Raw genomic sequence first — 18,852 nt, forward strand, 5'->3', positions numbered from 1 at the left:
AACTAGATCGTTTTAAAAATTTAAATTCACCCCTACTATATAGGACTGTACAGATGGATAGGCACTTAACTCAATTCCCGCAGAATCTCCTAATGGATCTCCGTTACCTGGTAGTTCTGGAGTAAATCCTGTATATTTCTTAAATATGAACGGATTTTGCGCAAGACCATAGATCCTGATCTTGGTTGCCCCCGGCAAAATATCTGGTAAGGTGTACCCTAAAGTGATATTATTTATTCTGAAGAAATCTCCATCTTCTAAGAAATAGGTGGAAGACAATGGCACTTCATTAGAAGGTGCCGGGTTCATGTTAGAACCATTATCAAAATTGAAAATATTTTGAGCTAAGCTTGCTTCGATATTCTCTCCACCAAAACGCTGTGCTTTCTTACCGTTATAGACCATGCTTCCAGTATTTCCATATCCTTGAATATTGAAATCCCAATTCTTATAGTCTAAACCTGCGTTTATTCCAAAGTAAAGGTCTGGCTGAATAGATCCAAAGAATTTGCGATCTCCATCATCTATAGCTCCGTCATTATTTACATCTCTATATACAAAATCTCCTCTTTCATCAAATCCATCAACTTCCAGTAGGTAAAAGCTTCCTAATGGCTCCCCTTCTCTTAAACGTTTTGTTACCTGTCCGTTTCCGATACTTCCACCTTGCTGTTCGAAAGCGAACGGATTGGTGATCTCTTCAAGTTTATTATCATTTTTAGTGATATTACCTCCTATATGATAATTGAAATCTTTACCAATCTTATCTTCCCAATTCAATGAAAATTCTAGTCCCTTATTTCTAATTTTTCCAGCATGAGTTAAAGTTATTCCTGAAGCTCCAAATGCATCTGGCAAGCTTATTGGCAGAATTGCATTTTTATTTAATTTATCGTAGTAATCAAATTCTCCGGAAAGTCTATTGTTCAAAAAGGCGAACTCAATCCCAAAATCATATTCTTCGGTAACTTCCCATCCAACGTTATTATCTATAATTGCGGTTATGGTAGATCCAGGAGTGATAACCTGATCTGGACCAAGTACATATCCAAGATCAGAATTAAAAGTAAGTACATTTAGTGGAATGTTCTGATTTCCTAACTGTCCCCAACTCGCTCTAAATTTTAAATTATTTACAATATTGGAATTACTAAGAAAATCTTCATTAGAAATTACCCAACCTAGACCAACAGATGGAAAATTACCCCACTTATCATCATTATTTGCAAAAACACTAGATCCATCTCGTCTTATAGTTGCAGTAAGCAAGTATTTATTATCAAAATCATAATTTAAACGTGCAAAATAAGAACGCAATCTTCTTTTATCTGATAGCGCACTATTAACCACATCTGTTCCCTGCTCTCCGTTATTAAGTGAAAACAGATTAGAGTCATCCGGAACATTATTTCTAGTTCCTTCTATAAAATCATTCTGTTCTTCTTCCGCAGTAGTACCCAATGTTAATTTCACACCATGTTGTTCTGCAAATCTTTTATCGAATGTTAAAAATGCATCGAATACCCAGTGGTAGAAATCGCTTTTTCTAACTCTTAAAGTATTTCTATTGGTAGAATTAAAGTCTATAATTTCTCTAGTAGGGTCTGCAGCAAGAAACTGCTGTAAATTTGGAGTGAACGTATAAGATTTGCCGTATCCGCTCTCAATTCCAAATCTTGAAGTTGCAGATAAATACTCTGTAACATCATAGGTAGCAGAAACATTACCCTGTAATATTAAATTCTTTTGTCTTTCATCATTAAGCTCCAGAGCTGCAACAGGATTCCCTACATTATTAAAACTTGCACCAGAATCATCAAAAGGCACTCCATATCTACCATCAAAACTTCCACTCACGTATCTTACAGGTACAATTGGAGATTGTTTGTATGCAGATGTAAAAGCAGAGAAAGGTTTTGGAACAGATCTATTAAGAGATAAAGATATATTATGATCTACCTTTAATTTATCTGTTAGCTTATAAGAAGCTTTTGCTCTAAGATTCAATCTTCTATAATCGTTTCCAATTAAGATCCCTTCTTCTTCAAAGTAATTAGCACTAAAGAAAGACGTAACTTTTTCATTCCCTCCACTTATAGAGATATTGTGATTCATTACCGTCCCAGTGCGTGAAATTTCATCAAACCAATCTGTATCATATTGTTGATTAGGGCTGAATCTTTCATAGCCGTAAGCCCTGTTAGAAAAGTCAACATATTCGCTAGCACTAGCCATGTCTACTTTACTCAACACCTCCTTAATTCCATAATAGGAAGAAAGATCTATTTGCATTTTACCTGCTTTACCAGACTTAGTAGTTACAATAATAACCCCGTTTGCCCCTCTGGTTCCGTAAATTGCCAGAGAAGATGCATCTTTAAGGATATCTATAGAAGTTATGTCTTCACTGCTAATATTGTCTATTCTATCTGTAATTATTCCATCTACTACATAAATAGGATCTCTTCCCGCTTGTACGGTACCCGTTCCACGAATTCTTACAATTGGCGAACTTCCCGGTGCACCAGAAGCAATAATTTGTACTCCAGAAGCCTTTCCTTGTAAAGACTGAGTAGGCGTAAGAGCGGGTTGTTTTACCAATTCTTCAGCTTTAATTCTAGTAATAGCACCGGTAACATCTTGTTTTTTAGTGCTACCATACCCCACTAAAACTACTTCTCCTAACGTAGATGCGCTTTCGCCAAGTACTATATCTATAGAATTTTGAGAGCCAACAACTATTTCCTTGCTCTCAAATCCTAAGAAACTAAATAGTAGCGTATCTGTACTATTTGCTCCTATACTATATTTACCATCAAAATCTGTTATGGTTCCTGTAGAAGTTCCTTTAACAATTACATTCACTCCCGGCAATGGCAAACCATCTGATTCTGACATTACAGTTCCTGTGAGGATACGTTCTTGAGCTTGAGCCTGAAAATAAAATAGATGAAGCAACAAGCATATTAGAGTTAGTTTTGTTTTCATGTGGACACCCGAATTTTAAAAATTATTTATAATGATGGACAATATTTCTTGTTCAATTCTTAAAAAATTTAAGAATAGAGATCGATTACTTTCAAAACTACGTTAAGAGTTGTAGTTGTTGCTAATATGAGGATATAACTAAACACATCAAGTTATGAACAATACTCAACACATTGAATATTAACTTGTTAAATAAATTAAATAAAGTAATAATTCTAACAATATTATATTTTGATGTGGTAATGATGTGGTATGAAATACAAAATTATAACGTTTTCGTAAGTGTAATTTTACAATTCCATTAAGAATTTAACTAGGTTTTGCTTTTTGCTAAGATTAAATTTCTTTCTTAACCTATATCGATGTAGTTCTACACTTCTAAATGTAATGCCTATAAGTGGGGCAATTTCTTTAGAACTTAAATTCATTTTCAGATAGGCGCAAAGCTTAAGATCTTTAGGAGTTAGAGTGGTATAATTTTGTTGCAGATTCTTAAAAAAGTCTTCATGAACTTCATTAAAGTTCCTTTCAAAAAGCTTCCATTCATTTTGTGTATGTACCTGCTTATCTTTTATATCGATTAGCTTACTATAGAGTTTATTATTCTCAGTTTTAATATTAGACTTATCTATTTCACGCTCCATCTCAATAAGAATGTCTTCCTTTCTTGCCATAAGCGCTGCATATGTTGCTAACTCTTTACTCTTAGACTTCAATTTACCTCGTAATTTCTCCTGTTCTAATTCAGTAATCTTTTTACTATTTTCAAAATTCTGACGCTGAATAACGAGCTTTTGCTCATATTCCAGATTCTTTTCGTACTCTTTCTTACGCTTTAGAAACTTCAATTTATTGTATAAATGAATGCAATATAAAAGGATGGTCAATATTAGTGCATAAGCTACCCACGCCCATCCTCTTAAATACCATGGTTGTAAAATCTTAAAACCAAAACTAGCATAAGATTGCTCTTCACTATTAGAATCATTTTTAACCTTAAATATAAAATCTCCTGGAGGTAAATTGTTATAAGCTACGGTATGGACTTTTGAATAATTAGACCAGGCTGTATCATAACCTTCCAACTTATAAGCATATCCTGGTAATGAAAGTGGACCCGGATCTTTACTGGAGAACCAAAAGCTTATGGCATTTTTATTATATGGAATTTCATCTTTGTCATAAAGATCTGAAAGCTTCCCATTTATATATACTTTTTCTATAAATGTCCTTGCAGATTCTGTGGTCTGTCCTACAGCCTTATTAGAGATTTTGAGAAAACCATCATCCATGAAAACATATATAAACTCTCCTATAACTATAGCGCTACGGTAATTCTTTACGATCCTGCTAAAATTTAAATCATCATTCAGATTAAAATGCATTCCTGAAGCTACATCAACAATTTTAAAAGCATCTGTGTTTTTGGAGACTACTAAATGATCATTTAAGGTGGCTATTTCTTTAAATGGTTTCAATTTGTCTGCAAGTACGGTATCTATTAATAAGGTATCGTTAACTGCATCATATTTTAGAATTTTGTCTTTTGAAGATAGATACATATTAGCTCCTATAGCAAAAAGCTGAGATCGGGAATCCGTAAACTTTCGTATCAATCTTAACTTTTGAAAGTCTTTAGTTAATTGGTATTGAAAAATTCCTCGGTGGGCCGTCTCCACCCATAATTTACCTTTTTCATCAAAGTACGCTTTATTAACAGGAAAATCTATTTCAGTATATCTCTTATAAAGCCATTTACCATCTACCTTCTCATATCTAGCCAACCCTGTGTAATTGGGTTGTAAATAATAATTAGAGTTAGGGATAGGTATAAAATCCATACCCCCATTCACTTCATTTAAATAATCAAATCTTCCCTTATTAATAATATAAGTACCGTTATTATGACCGCAAATAATTTCATCTCCTACTGCCGTCAGACTCCAGACCTGACCATTAGATGACCTTAAGAATTCTAAATTTCCGTCTTTCAGACTAAATACTCCATGATTAGAACCTAAAAGAAGCCCTTCATTTGTTGCCAGCACAGAGTAGACAGTTCCTAGAACTCCAGATTTGTCATTAAAGGCAAACATCTGTTTGGAAAGATGAATCTTACTTAGACCATTGTCTAAGGCAAGCCACAAATTTTCATCACTATCTACAAATTGTCTTATTACGGTATTATTCTCGAAACCATTCTTTTTATTGAAGACATACTTATAACTACCATTTGTGTCTAATACTAACAACCCATTATTAATGGTCCCCACACAAACCAGATCATTAACAATCTTAAGATTATTAATCTCTAGATTTTCGAATTGCGAATCTAAGGCAGATCGCCATTTGGTGAGTTTATTATCTTTATAAAGAAATAAACCGTTAAGTTGAGTAGCAATAAGTAATCCCTCTTTAAAAGGCGCAATACTCTGAATGGTATAATCCTTTAACGGTGTACTCCAATTTATAAATTGCACGTTGTTATCCTGCAGCTTATATAGCCCATTATTCTTCGTAGTAATGTAGAGTATGTTGTTTATATAGAAACTATAGACAGCTGAGATATTCCCAAAGGGAACTATTTCAATTTTTGCATCCTTTTTATGATATATATAAAGCTTGCCGAAGGATTGAAAAAGAATATCATCTTTGAGAGCTATGATCTTCCATATCTCATCATTATCAAAATTAGCCGCATCTATAGACGTACTTAACGAAGTATAATTCAGTCTATTCTTTTCATCTTTTAACCAATATCCAAATTCATGATAAGATCCGGTATAAATAGTATCATTTATAACCTCTACAGATCTTATTGTATAAGAATTAGGCAGATTGTATTTCTGCCAGAAATCGCCATTAAACGTAAGTAGGTTAGCCCCATTGGCTATAAAGATAGAGCCTTCAGAATTTTGAGAGATATCCCAATTGGTATTTTCTCCTTTGTAATCTTGCTTGCTATAGTTCTTGAAATAAGGACTAATCTCCTGGGCAGAGACCGTAAAATTGAATAAAAAGAGAACAAAGAATATTCTTATCATTACCAAGATTTGCTGTAGATAAGATGCAAGGTAAAGAAAAAAAGGATTTTGATCTTATTAGAATATTTCTAAACGTAAAGGCTGACGTTAGTTAGACGCGGGTGCTAATTTTACTTCTAGACCTTCTAATTCTGGGGTCATATGGATTTGACAGCCCAATCTGCTATTATCCTCTACAAAAAAAGCCTGATCTAGCATATCTTCTTCTTCATAGCTTTTCTCCGGAAGTATATGATCATGATTGCTAAGCACATAGCATTGGCAAGATGCGCACATAGCCATTCCTCCGCAAATCCCAATAGTTCCTTCTGGCGCTAATTCATAAGATCTAACAATTTCCATCAGGTTCATGTTCATATCTGTGGGAGCATCTACTACATGTGCTTCTCCTTCTCTATCTATGATCGTAATTTTAATGTCTGACATATACTTATAAAAAAGAACCTCATTGAGCTCTTTCGATCTAATGAGGTTATTGTTATTAATTGATGCTTTTTACAACTTCTCTTTTGGCTTCTTTTTTGGAACCATCAAATCCGCTTACACCACTAACAGTAGTGTATTTCATAACATATTTCTTATCTGGATTGATCTTTTGGTAAGCACTCTGACACATAATAGCTGCTTCATGGAAACCACAAAGTATCAATTTAAGCTTACCGGGATAGGTATTCACATCTCCAATTGCATAAACTCCGGGAATGTTGGTTTGATAATCATACGTATTATCAACCTTAATGGCGTTCTTTTCTATTTCTAATCCCCAGTCTCCAATAGGACCTAATTTTGGTGAAAGACCAAATAAAGGAATAAAATGATCTGTAGGTTTTACCTCTTCATCTGAAGCTTGACCTTTATGTCTTATAACAACAGCATCTAAATGATCTTCCCCTTTTAGGTCTACAACTTCTGCTTCTGTAATTAAATTGATCTTGCCAATTTTTGAAAGTTCTTCTACTTTTTCTACAGAATCTAGCGCTCCTCTAAAATCTGTTCTTCTATGCACTAAAGAAACTTCTTTTGCAATTCCTGCAAGGTAAATAGACCAGTCTAAAGCAGAATCTCCACCCCCAGCAATTACCACACTCTTATCTCTATAAACTTCTGGATCTTTAATGATATAAGAAACTCCTTTATCTTCATAATTTCCTATAGAAGCGATAGGTGGTTTTCTTGGCTCAAAACTACCAAGACCTCCAGCAATTACCACCACAGGAGCATGATGTTTTGTGCCTCTAGAAGTAGTAACTATAAAACTTCCATCTTCCTGCTTGTCTAAGGTTTCTGCTCTTTCTCCTAAGGTAAAACCTGGGCTAAAAGGTTTTATTTGCTCCATTAAATTGGTTACAAGATCTCCTGCCAACACTTCCGGAAATCCGGGAATATCATAAATAGGCTTTTTTGGATAGATCTCTGAACATTGTCCTCCAGGTTGAGGCAACGCATCTATCAAATGGCATTTCAACTTTAATAATCCGGCTTCAAAAACGGTGAAAAGCCCTGTTGGACCAGCACCAATAATCAAAATATCTGTTTTAATCATCTTATTTCTATTTGCATGGATCGATAGTAATAGTACTACTAACTCTCAATGTTTATAACTCGCTCTATCTGAGGTACATATTTCTTAATGGTCATTTCTACACCAGACTTTAAAGTCATTTGGTTAACATGACAACCTACGCAAGCACCTTCTAATTGAACCTTTACCAATTTGTCGTCTTCAATAGAGACTAAGGAAATATCTCCCCCATCGCTCTGTAAAAAAGGACGAATTTCGGCTAAAGCTTTTTCTACATTAAGTTTTATTTCTTCGCTAGTCATTTATTTCTTTTTAACCGCACTACATCCCGCCATGGTAGTGATTTTTATAGCTTCGGTTGGAGGAATACTTTTATTTCTACTAATAGTTTCTTGTACCACATTTCTAGTGATCTCTTCAAAAGCACTTTCTAATGGTGTAGCCGTTTGCAAGGCTGCAGGTCTACCAATATCTCCTGCTTCTCTAATACTTTGTACTAGTGGAAGTTCACCTAAAAACGGCACTTTAAGATCTTCAGCTAGATGTCTAGCTCCACCATGTCCAAAAATAAAATATTTATTTTCCGGCAATTCTTCTGGGGTGAAATAAGCCATATTTTCTATAATTCCAAGAACAGGTACATTAATACTTTCTTGCTGAAACATTGCCACTCCTTTTTTAGCATCTGCTAAAGCAACATTTTGAGGAGTACTTACAATTACAGCACCTGTAATTGGCAATGATTGCATGATGGATAGATGAATATCTCCTGTTCCAGGAGGAAGATCTATCAGCATAAAATCTAATTCTCCCCATGCAGCATCAAAGATCATTTGATTTAAAGCCTTTGCTGCCATTGGCCCTCTCCAAACTACTGCCTGATTTGGCTTTGTAAAAAATCCTATAGATAGCATTTTAACACCATAATTCTCTACAGGTTTCATCTTAGATTTCCCGTCAACGTTAACAGAAAGTGGTCTTTCTGCTTCTACATCAAACATTAAAGGCATAGAAGGCCCATATATATCTGCATCTAAGACTCCAACTTTAAAACCCATTTTACTTAGAGACACTGCTAAATTTGCAGTTACAGTAGATTTTCCAACACCACCTTTTCCGGAGGCTACAGCTATTATATTGGTAATTCCGGGAATAGATTTCCCTTTGATCTCTGTCTTTTCCGGAGCCTCTACTTTAATATTCACCTTTACTTTAGCTTTTTCATAGACTTTATCATGAATTGCTTTCATGATATCTACTTCGGCTCTTTTTTTAATATGAAGTGCAGGCGTTGTAAGAACTACATCTACTACCACCTCATCTCCAAAGGTCATTATATTTTGAACGGCTCCGCTCTCTACCATATTCTTACCTTCCCCAGAAACAGTAATAGTTTCTAAGGCGGCTAGTATATCTTTACGATCTAATTTCATGCTGATTTGTTTCAATTTCAGCCTCTTATATAGACTGATTCTAAAATGCAAATATAACAGTAAAAGCTAAGAATTCGAAGTATTTAAAGATAATTGATTGATGCTATTATAAGCGGAAATTATAAAGAGGATCAATCTTCATATTCCGTTAATTCCTGCATTGGATCCCAAAAAAGTTCTTTAAAATTCTGAATTTGATTTTCTTTGATTTGAACTCCTTCTGCCTCTAATAATTGTTGCATTGCAGAAGTTCCTCCAAAATGATGCTTCCCGGTAAGTAGTCCTAACCTATTCACTACTCTTTGAGCAGGAATATCTTCCATATTATGAGAATTATTCATCGCATACCCAACCACTCGAGCACTTTTGGCTGATCCCAAATATTTTGCTATAGCTCCATAAGAGGTTACTCGACCTTCAGGAATTAATCTCACAACCTCATATACCTTTTCAAAAAAACTTTTTTCAGTAGCCATATTAAGATAGAAAGATTCTAACAAAAGTTATTATGACCAAAACAAGCATAAGAGCAGCCATAAAATAGTTAGAATATTTGCTGAACATCTCTGTTTTCTCCTCTATCTTAAGAAAGGAGACCACATAAAAGTAAAGAGTAGTAAATGTTCCTAAGGATGCAGCAATTATAAAAAGTAGGATGAAGGTAATATGATAATCTACATCTCCCCCAATATTTAATCCTGCAGCCAATGCACAGAAAAAGGGAATGGGAAATACATTAAGTACGGCAACCAAAACCCCTTTAAAAATACTGTTTGTATTAGCTTTTTTGGAATGCGTTTCCATATGGGTTCCTCTTCTAGCCTGCACGTAAAAATAAATAGTGAGTAACAAGAAGATGACTAAACCAGCGCGTAGCAAAATATTCTTAACAAAAGGATTATCGAAAATATACTTTACCAGTAAAATTGCAATTAGAGCCTGAAATATTACCACAAATGAAGCTCCTGCCGCTACATACAATCCATTTTTCTTTCCTTGTTCTAAACAAGTCTTAGCTACGGTCATATTAACAAGTCCGGGAGGTACTACTCCCAGAAGTGCTGCAAAATAAGTTATCAGGAAAATTTTTGTTTCCTCCAAAGTGTTATTTTATCTTAAATTGAATATAGGTAATAGGTTTACCTTGCTCAAGATACTGCTTTTCATAGAAAGTCTGTATACCAACTACTTCCTTTGGAGAATATTCATTTTTATAGACATCATGATTAGCTTGAATAATTTCATGACCTTCACCATGTAAAAGACCTAACGTATACCCATGCATAAATTCTGAATCGGTCTTTAAATTCACCATTCCATCAGCTTTTAAAATCAATTTATATTTCTGAAGAAATTCGGAATTGGTTAATCTATGCTTAGTACGCTTGTACTTTATTTGAGGATCTGGGAAAGTTATCCATATTTCATCAACTTCACCTTCAGCAAATAACTTATCTATAAGTTCTATCTGGGTACGCATAAACCCTACATTCTTTAGATCTTCCTCTACTGCAGTCTTAGCACCTCGCCAAAACCTTGCTCCTTTAATATCTATTCCAATAAAGTTCTTTTCTGGATAAGCTTGCGCTAAGGCAACGCTGTATTCCCCTTTTCCGCAACCTAATTCTAAAACTATAGGATTCTCATTCTTAAAGAAATTTTCATTCCACTTACCCTTTAAAGGATAGGTACTATCTGTAATTTCTTCTCTAGAAGGCTGAATAACATTAGAGAATTGCTCATTCTCTCTAAATCTTTTGAGTTTATTTTTACTCCCCACTGGTACTTAATATTTTGGTAAAATTAGCTAAAATCGAGCAGACCATCCTAAAAAACCTTTTAACGAGTACTATTTTTGAACGCTAATGTGCACTGAGATTGCAGTAAAGTGTTTCTATATTTGTGTATGAGAAATAAGAAGATCTTAGTAGCGGTGCTTAATTGGGGACTGGGACATGCCACCCGATGCATTCCTATAATCTGCGAACTTGAGTCTCAAAATTTTGAAGTAATCTTAGCTTCAGATGGGGACGCTTTATTATTGCTTAAAAAAGAATTTCCGCACCTAAGAACATACTCGCTACCTTCTTACAACATAAGATATTCTAAAACCAGCTTATTCTTTACGTGGAAAATATTACGCCAAACCCCGCATATTTTAAGAACGATCAAAGAAGAAAATAAAGTAATTGAAACACTTATAGAGAAAGAAAATATAGCTGGAGTTATATCAGATAATCGATGGGGAGCATATTCCAAGAAAATTAATTCTGTAATTATTACACATCAGCTAAATGTAATTTCTGGAGCAACAACTTTTATAAGCAGTAAGATTCAGCAAAAACAACTTGGAAATTTTGAAGAATGCTGGGTTCCAGATGTTGAAGGAGAAAATAATCTTAGTGGAAGATTAGGCCATTTAAGAACCAAAAAATTGAAGATCAATTATTTAGGTATTATAAGTAGGTTTAAGAAACAGGAAGAATTATTATCCATAGATATTCTAATTATTCTATCCGGACCACAACCTCAGCGAGAAATTCTAGAGAACAAGCTCCTTAAAGAATTTAAATCTTTTAAAGGAAATGTAATTATGGTTAGAGGAATTGTAGAGTCTCAGCAAATAATAGAGAGAAAAGAGCATATTACTTGCTATAACTATATGAAATCTGAAGAACTGGAAACTTTTCTAAACATTTCTAAATTAGTGATCTCCAGATCTGGTTATACAACACTTTTAGATCTAACGAAATTACAGAAAAAAGCATTTTTTATACCAACTCCGGGTCAACCGGAACAGGAATATTTAGCTGCCAGACTTAAAAAACTTAATATTGCTAATAGCTGTAAACAGAAAGATTTTAATTTGAAGATGTTGGAAACGACTGATAATTATAGTGGGTTAGTCGGATTTAACGGGAGCTGTGATCTTGGTAGTTTCTTTACTCTTTTCCAAAGTGAATGAAAACTCACTTCCAACACCAAAGACACTTTCAACATATATTTTTTCTAGGTGTGCTTCAATAATATGCTTAACTATAGAAAGACCTAATCCAGAACCACCTTCTTTTCTGGACCCACTTTTATCTACTCGGTAAAATCTTTCAAACAACCGTGGAATATTACCTTTCTCAATTCCTTCGCCATTGTCTGTAACTCTTACAATCACCTTATTTTTAATAAGATTTTCCACACTAATTTCTGTAGTACCACCCTTTTTACCATATTTTATAGAGTTCACCACAAGATTTGTAATTACTTGTTGAATGCGCTCTTTATCTGCATACACCCAGATTGGTTTATCATAAGCAATATCGAAAGTAAGAGTGATATTTCTTTTGGCTGCTTTCATTTCTAAAAGATCAAAAGAATTTTGTACAAGCTCAACTATATTGAAATTCTCGATATGAAGGTGTAGATCTCCGGTCTCTAGTTTGGTAATCATATCTAGATCTTTAACAATATAGATTAACCGCTCTACTCCTTTACTAGCACGCTCTAAGTATTTTTTGCGTATTACTTTGTCTTTATGTGCTCCATCTAAAAGTGTAAGAATATATCCTTGTACTGTAAATAGAGGTGTTTTTAATTCATGAGAAACATTCCCCATAAATTCTTTCCTATACGTCTCTCTAATTTTTAAGGTTTCTATTTCTAACTTTTTATCTTCTGCAAATTTCTCTACCTCTTTGGTAAGAGTAGCCATATCTGTAGTTATCTGATTTGGTCTTAAAGTTGAAGCCTCCAAGAGGGTTACATTATCATAGATCTTCTTTACCCTTTTATATATAAAATTTTCAACTCTATACTGAATGATGAAAAACGAAAATAGATAACATGCTGCCGCGAAGAATAATACTGGCACTACTTCAAAAGTATGCATGATATATAAGAAGACGCTCATTAAGAGCATCAGAAAAATTGTAATGTATAGCGATGTTTTTATCGCAAACTTATATGATCTTTTAAAGTTTTTAGACATTAAATTACAAACTTATACCCTACTCCCTTTACAGTCTTAAAACTCTCGTCTCCAATTTTCTCTCTCAATTTTCTAATGTGAACATCTATAGTTCTTCCACCTACAACTACTTCATTTCCCCAAACCTTATCCAGAATTTCTTCCCTCTTAAATACCTTCCCTGGTTTGGAAGCTAATAAAGATAGTAGTTCAAACTCTTTTCTTGGTAAGATAAGCTCCTCATCATCTTTCATGATCTTATACTCATCTCTATTAATTACAAGATTCCCTATTTTTACGATATTGGTTGTAGACTCTGTCTCCTTAAATCTTCTAAGAAGCGCCTTTACTTTACTCACCAAAACTTTTGGTTTGATAGGCTTGGTAATATAATCGTCTGCACCGGCATCAAAACCTGCCATTTGTGAATAGTCTTCTCCTCGAGCGGTAAGAAAGGTAATAATTGTTTCACCAAGATCTGGAATCTTTCTAATTTGTTCACAAGCTTCTATACCATCCATCTCTGGCATCATTACATCTAAGATAATTAGATGAGGCTTTTTCTTTTTAGCAAGCTTTACGGCCTGAGCTCCATTTTCAGCAGTTATAACCGTATACCCTTCAGAAGAAAGATTGTATCCAACAATTTCCAATATATCCGGTTCGTCATCAACCAACAGAATAGTAATATCTTTTTTCTTCATAAAGGCATTTTAATAAGAGTTCCATACAAAAGTAAACATATTATTGATTTAGCGTATCCTCCCCACGGTTTCATCTGGTAACAATCACTTAACAATCAAATAAGTGAAATTTTGAGCTAAGCCACTGTATAATTAACACTTGTACAAAATCACCTTTTTCATCCTCGTTCAAAATTCTCAAAATGTGAGTTTTTATAAACTTTAAGATAACATTCCAACACCTTGCATTAACCCAATCTTAAACTTAAGGTAAGTTTCGGGTGGGATTAAGCACGTTAATTTGCAGCATAGAAACAAAAAGAATTAAATGAAGAATTTTTTATTAGTTATCGCCCTTTTTTTAATAGGAATCGTGCAAGCTCAAGAACCAGCTACTACAGGTTCTATTGCAGGAAAACTTTCTGATAAGGAAATGAGTGGAGAACCGCTTCCTTTTGCTAATGTTATAATAAAAGGTACTTCTACAGGTACCACTTCAGATTTTGACGGATTATATACGTTGCAAAATTTAGCACCCGGAACTTATACTGTAAGTTTCAGCTTTATTGGATATGAAACGCTAGACGTACCTAATGTTATTGTGGTTGCAGGAAAAGTGACAGAAGTAAACACAGAGTTAGGAGCCAGCGCAGCTTCTTTAGATGAAGTGGTAATTAAAACAGTTTCTAGAAGAGATTCTGAAGTTGCTTTATTACTAGAACAAAAAGGTGCTGTAGAAATTAAAGAAAGTATTGGAGCTCAGGAATTAGCGAAAATGGGAGTTTCTGATGCCGCAGCTGCTACTACAAAGATCTCTGGTGTAACTTCTAGTGAAGCTTCAGGAGATATATTTGTTCGCGGACTTGGAGATCGTTATCTATATACTACTATGAATGGGTTACCTATACCTTCAGACGATGTAGAAAATAAGAATATAGACCTAGGTCTATTTCCAACCAAGGTGATTCAAAATGTTAGTATTAGCAAAACATACGCTGCTTCCAGCTCTGCAGATCAAGCTTCTGGAAATATAGATATCACTTCTAGAGAATTAAGATGGACTCAAGAATTAACTCTTGGAATAGATGGAGGAATTAACACCAATGCAGTTAAAAGCGGTGTTGGTAACAACTTTAAAGTTTCTCCAAATTCAGATGATATAACATTAGGCTTCTACTCTAAAAAACTTTCTCCTAGAGAGTCTATCATAAACCAAAGCTGGAGTCCGGAAACAGCAAACCTTCCAGTAAATACAGGATATTCTATTAGTGGTGGGAAAAAAATAGGAGATAAATTATCTGTTTTCCTTTCTGGATCTCAAAGCACTAATTTTGAACATAGAGAAGGCGTGTTTAGAGAGTTTAGAGCAAACTTTATAAACGATTCTATCTTAGATGCAGAAATTTTTTCAAAATCTGTAAATACTACCGGTTTGGCAACGCTTACTTATAGAGTAAATGATGCTAATAAAGTGACAGCCACCAGCCTTTTTATAAATAAACTTTCGGATGAAGTTTATGAAGGAGGTAGAAATGGAGAAGGAGTAATATTTGAAGAAACTGCACCAAGCGAAGGTCTTGCTCAATTTATTAGAGATCAAAATATCAAACAAACACGTCTTTGGATCAATCAATTAATAGGAGATCATAATCTTACTGAAAATAATGAACTTAACTGGGCCATTGGATATAACAGAGTAGATGCAGATGAGCCAAACAGAATTAGAAACGAGGTAAACTTTAATGATGATTTTGTTCAACTAGGTAGAAATGGTGGTTTTCAACAAAGAAAATCCGGACAGGCTATTAATGATGAAGAATATAATGGTTTACTTTCTGATAAAATGACCTTGATCAATGAAGAAACTCAAAAGTTAAGTCTAACTCTTGGAGGAAATTACAGGAACAAGCAAAGAGATTTTGTTTCTCAATTTTTAGGAGTAGAGGAGCGTATTACCAATTTGCTTAATCCAAGTTCTATAGACAATATCTCAGAGATATTTACTCCAACAAATTTCAATAATGGTTCTTTAATCATTAACAGATTGCAACCAGATCGCTACGCCGCTACTTTGGAATCTGCAGCTGGATTTGTAAGTGCTAATTATGAGATCAATAAATTTAATATTAACCTAGGCGTACGTTACCAAAATGACAATCTATATACGGTTTATAACGTTGGTAACATCCCAGGACGTGTAGGTAGATCTGAAATTGCAAAAGATAATTTCTATCCTAGTTTAAACGTACGTTATGCCTTAAATGATAAGACCAACCTTAGATTGGCAACAAGTAAGACTTTAACGTTACCTGAATTTAAAGAGTTTGCTCCTTTTGAATATGTTTCTCAAACAGGACAGGTAATTAGAGGGAACCCAGATCTACAAGCTTCTACCAACTATAATTTAGATATTAAATACGAATTTTTTCCAACTGCAAAAGAACTTATTTCATTAACCGGTTTCTATAAAAGAATAGAAGATCCAATTAATAAAGTTCAAGATAGAGGTTCTGCAGGGATCTTCTCCTTCTTTAACTCTGGAGATAAAGCAGAGATCTACGGATTGGAACTAGAAACTAGAATGGGCTTAATACAGTCTGATGTAGATCTAGACCTAACATTTAATGCCTCAAAAATGTGGCATACTCAAGATCTTAAAGAAACCGTAGATGCAAATGGGAACTTTATTAGAACCTTTAGATATAAAGGTCTAACTGAAACAGGCTTGCAAGGAGCTTCAGATTGGATCTTAAACTCTTCTCTAAACTTCTCAGATAATAAAGAAGATGAGTTCAATGCAAGCATAACAGCTAACTATGCTTCAGATAAAATATACGCATTGGGAGCACCAGAAATTCAAACACAAAGTGCAACTTTTTATAATGATGCGATCATAGAAAAAGGATTTGTAAGCTTAGATGCAAACATTTCTAAAGACCTAGGAGAACATTTCAATATTTCTTTAAGCGGAAAGAACTTGTTGAATCCTAACATTGAAAGGACCCAAAAAGTAAGACCTAGTACTACAGGAGTAGAGACCACTCAAACTGTGAGATCTTACACAACAGGATCCGTATTAAAATTAGGAGTTAAATATAACTTCTAGCACATTTAACCACATGTCTATTATTAACCACTAAATATTTTACTAACTAAATTAAAAACCATGAAAAAAACATTAAGAACTTTTTCAGTACTTTTCGCTTTGGCTTGCGGGCTTACATTCTCGAGTTGTAGCACAGATGATAGCAATATCATCGACCCAGATGGAGGTGTAAATCCAGGACCGGTAAACAATGAATTAAAAGGGAACATTGAGTCTGATCTAACTTTAGACCCTTCTGTTTCTTACAAATTAACAGGACAATTAAATGTACTATCTGGAGTAACACTTACTATTCCTGCAGGAACTAAGATCACTGCGAACGCTGGTACAGAAGTTTATATAGCTATTCAAAAAGGGGCAGAAATTGCCGTAAATGGAACTCGTAATAATCCGGTAATCATGACTTCCGTAAATGCGCAAGCAGGAGATTGGGGTGGATTGCTACTTTTAGGAAATGCAGTTACTACAGAAGGTGTAGATGCTAAGGCTGAAGTAGGAGGTTTTATCTATGGAGGAACAGACAATACAGACAATTCTGGATCTATAGATTACCTAGTAATAGAGGGAGCTGGTGCACAAATAAATGCAGAATCTCAATATAATGGTCTAACATTATATGCTGTTGGTTCTGGAACTTCTATCAACAACGTTGCTTTAATTAACGGAGCAGATGATGGAGTTGAATTTTTTGGAGGAACTGTTTCTGTTACAAATCTTTATCTTGAAAACAATGAAGATGATGCTATAGACTGGACAGAAGGTTGGAATGGAACCGTTACTAACGCCTATTCTCTTCACACTATTGAAGGTTTCTCAACAGTTGTTGAAGCAGATGGATTTAATAACAATCCTAAAATTGTAAACTTAACTTCTGTTTCTACCACTGGAGGAACAGCTTTACAATTTAAAAAAGAATCTGGAGCAACTATTACCGGTCTTTCTCTTACAGGATATGATACTTCTGTAGATATGAAAGATTTTGGACCTCTGAGCAACATAAAACTTAATGGGGAGACTGCAAATCCAGAATTATCTTACACCGCAACTGCAACAGTAGATGAAAGCTCTTTTAATTGGATCAATAACAGATCTAGTGTAGATGCCACTATTTTGCAAGGTACCCTTACCGGAGATCTAACTTTAGATGCTTCTGTAGAATACCAACTTACCTCTTCCTACATAGTGCAGGATGGCGGAAAACTTACCATTCCAGCAGGAACAAAGATCACGGCTAGAGACGGAGGAACAGATGTTTATATAGCTGTGCTTAAAGGAGGAAAAATTGATATTCAGGGTACAGAAAGTAATCCTGTAGTTATGTCTTCTATAAATGCAAAAGCCGGAGACTGGGGAGGTTTAACCATTGTTGGGAAAGCTGTAACCACAGAAGGTATAGATGCTACTGCAGAAGTTGGTGGTTTTATTTACGGCGGAAGTGACAATGCAGATAGTTCTGGAAGTATCAAAAATCTAGTAATTATTGGAACTGGAGCTCAAATTAATTCGGAATCTCAATATAACGGAGTTTCGTTTTATTCTGTAGGTTCTGGAACGGTTTTAGAGAACATTGCCGTAATAAATGGATCTGATGATGGAGTTGAATTTTTTGGAGGGACTGTCTCTGCAAAGAATCTTTATTTTGAAAATAATGAAGATGACGCTGTAGATTGGACTGAAGGATGGAATGGAACTGTTACCAATGTATATGTTTTACACAACATTGAAGGTTTTTCTACTGCAGTTGAAGGAGATGGAGTAAACAACAATCCTAAACTTATTAACTTTACTGCTATTTCTTCTACAGGAGGTATTGCTCTTCAATTCAAAAAAGAATCTGGAGCCACAATTAACAACCTATATTTAGAAGGTTATGACACTAATATAGATATGAAAGATTTTGGAGCATTATCTAATATAAAGATCGATGGAGTTAATGCTGTAAAAGATGCAGATTACTCTTTAGGAACTAAAGTAGACATCTCTGACTGGAACTGGATTGATGCGAGACTATAACCTTAATAATCATATTTCAATTTTTAAAGCGAGCTTTTTAGCTCGCTTTTTCTGTTTTAAAACTTTAGCACTTTTAACTATTTTTTTTAACACAATCAACAC

General features: G+C 34.5%; 14 protein-coding genes. 3 read left to right on the forward strand and 11 right to left on the reverse strand.

Features of this window, described 5'->3' with window-relative positions:
• Nucleotides 1–12: 12 nt before the first annotated feature.
• The 9 genes from BLT84_RS02365 to trmB all read right to left on the reverse strand — a co-directional run bounded on the left by BLT84_RS02365 (nt 13) and on the right by trmB (nt 10,767).
• Entirely contained in the window at nt 13–2,988 is a 2,976-nt protein-coding gene (locus BLT84_RS02365; RefSeq protein WP_091262611.1) for a SusC/RagA family TonB-linked outer membrane protein, read from the reverse strand.
• 290 nt (nt 2,989–3,278) lie between these two features.
• A complete protein-coding gene (locus BLT84_RS02370) occupies nt 3,279–6,032 on the reverse strand; it encodes a triple tyrosine motif-containing protein (RefSeq protein WP_091262613.1) in 2,754 nt (917 codons plus the stop codon).
• Nucleotides 6,033–6,119: 87 nt separating this feature from the next.
• A complete protein-coding gene (locus BLT84_RS02375; protein ID WP_091262614.1) occupies nt 6,120–6,458 on the reverse strand; it encodes a 2Fe-2S iron-sulfur cluster-binding protein in 339 nt (112 codons plus the stop codon).
• A gap of 55 nt (nt 6,459–6,513) precedes the next feature.
• Complete coding sequence (locus BLT84_RS02380; protein ID WP_034893656.1) at nt 6,514–7,575, reverse strand: NAD(P)/FAD-dependent oxidoreductase; 1,062 nt, start codon at nt 7,573–7,575, stop codon at nt 6,514–6,516.
• A gap of 38 nt (nt 7,576–7,613) precedes the next feature.
• Nucleotides 7,614–7,856 carry a NifU family protein gene (locus BLT84_RS02385; RefSeq protein ID WP_034893652.1) on the reverse strand — a complete coding sequence of 81 codons (243 nt, stop codon included), beginning with the start codon at nt 7,854–7,856 and terminating at the stop codon, nt 7,614–7,616.
• Nucleotides 7,857–8,987, reverse strand: a complete 1,131-nt coding sequence (locus tag BLT84_RS02390; RefSeq protein WP_034893650.1) for an Mrp/NBP35 family ATP-binding protein — start codon at nt 8,985–8,987, stop codon at nt 7,857–7,859.
• A gap of 131 nt (nt 8,988–9,118) precedes the next feature.
• Nucleotides 9,119–9,463: an MGMT family protein gene (locus BLT84_RS02395; protein WP_091267946.1), complete on the reverse strand. Its 345-nt coding sequence runs from the start codon at nt 9,461–9,463 to the stop codon at nt 9,119–9,121.
• Between the two features lies 1 nt (nt 9,464).
• Nucleotides 9,465–10,088 carry a LysE family translocator gene (locus BLT84_RS02400; RefSeq protein WP_091262616.1) on the reverse strand — a complete coding sequence of 208 codons (624 nt, stop codon included), beginning with the start codon at nt 10,086–10,088 and terminating at the stop codon, nt 9,465–9,467.
• Nucleotides 10,089–10,092: 4 nt separating this feature from the next.
• Nucleotides 10,093–10,767: a tRNA (guanosine(46)-N7)-methyltransferase TrmB gene (gene trmB, locus BLT84_RS02405; RefSeq protein ID WP_091262618.1), complete on the reverse strand. Its 675-nt coding sequence runs from the start codon at nt 10,765–10,767 to the stop codon at nt 10,093–10,095.
• Nucleotides 10,768–10,893: 126 nt separating this feature from the next.
• On the opposite strand from trmB, the gene BLT84_RS02410 reads away from it, so the two are divergent.
• A complete protein-coding gene (locus BLT84_RS02410) occupies nt 10,894–11,952 on the forward strand; it encodes a glycosyltransferase (RefSeq protein ID WP_091262620.1) in 1,059 nt (352 codons plus the stop codon).
• On the opposite strand, the gene BLT84_RS02415 is transcribed toward BLT84_RS02410, so the two are convergent.
• The gene (locus BLT84_RS02415; RefSeq protein ID WP_034893636.1) at nt 11,890–12,969 is read right to left on the reverse strand and encodes a sensor histidine kinase; all 1,080 of its coding nucleotides are present in this window, start codon (nt 12,967–12,969) and stop codon (nt 11,890–11,892) included. The genes BLT84_RS02410 and BLT84_RS02415 overlap by 63 nt on opposite strands.
• On the reverse strand, nt 12,969–13,652 hold the full coding sequence (locus BLT84_RS02420) for a response regulator transcription factor (protein ID WP_034893633.1): 684 nt from the start codon (nt 13,650–13,652) through the stop codon (nt 12,969–12,971). The genes BLT84_RS02415 and BLT84_RS02420 overlap by 1 nt, the downstream gene beginning before the upstream one ends.
• A 307-nt stretch (nt 13,653–13,959) precedes the next feature.
• On the opposite strand from BLT84_RS02420, the gene BLT84_RS02425 reads away from it, so the two are divergent.
• Entirely contained in the window at nt 13,960–16,737 is a 2,778-nt protein-coding gene (locus BLT84_RS02425; RefSeq protein ID WP_091262622.1) for a TonB-dependent receptor, read from the forward strand.
• Between the two features lie 60 nt (nt 16,738–16,797).
• Nucleotides 16,798–18,750 (forward strand): hypothetical protein, encoded by a 1,953-nt coding sequence (locus BLT84_RS02430; RefSeq protein ID WP_091262624.1) that lies wholly within the window; start codon nt 16,798–16,800, stop codon nt 18,748–18,750.
• Nucleotides 18,751–18,852: the final 102 nt, after the last annotated feature.

This window comes from Gillisia sp. Hel1_33_143 (assembly GCF_900104765.1).
GTDB lineage: Bacteria > Bacteroidota > Bacteroidia > Flavobacteriales > Flavobacteriaceae > Gillisia.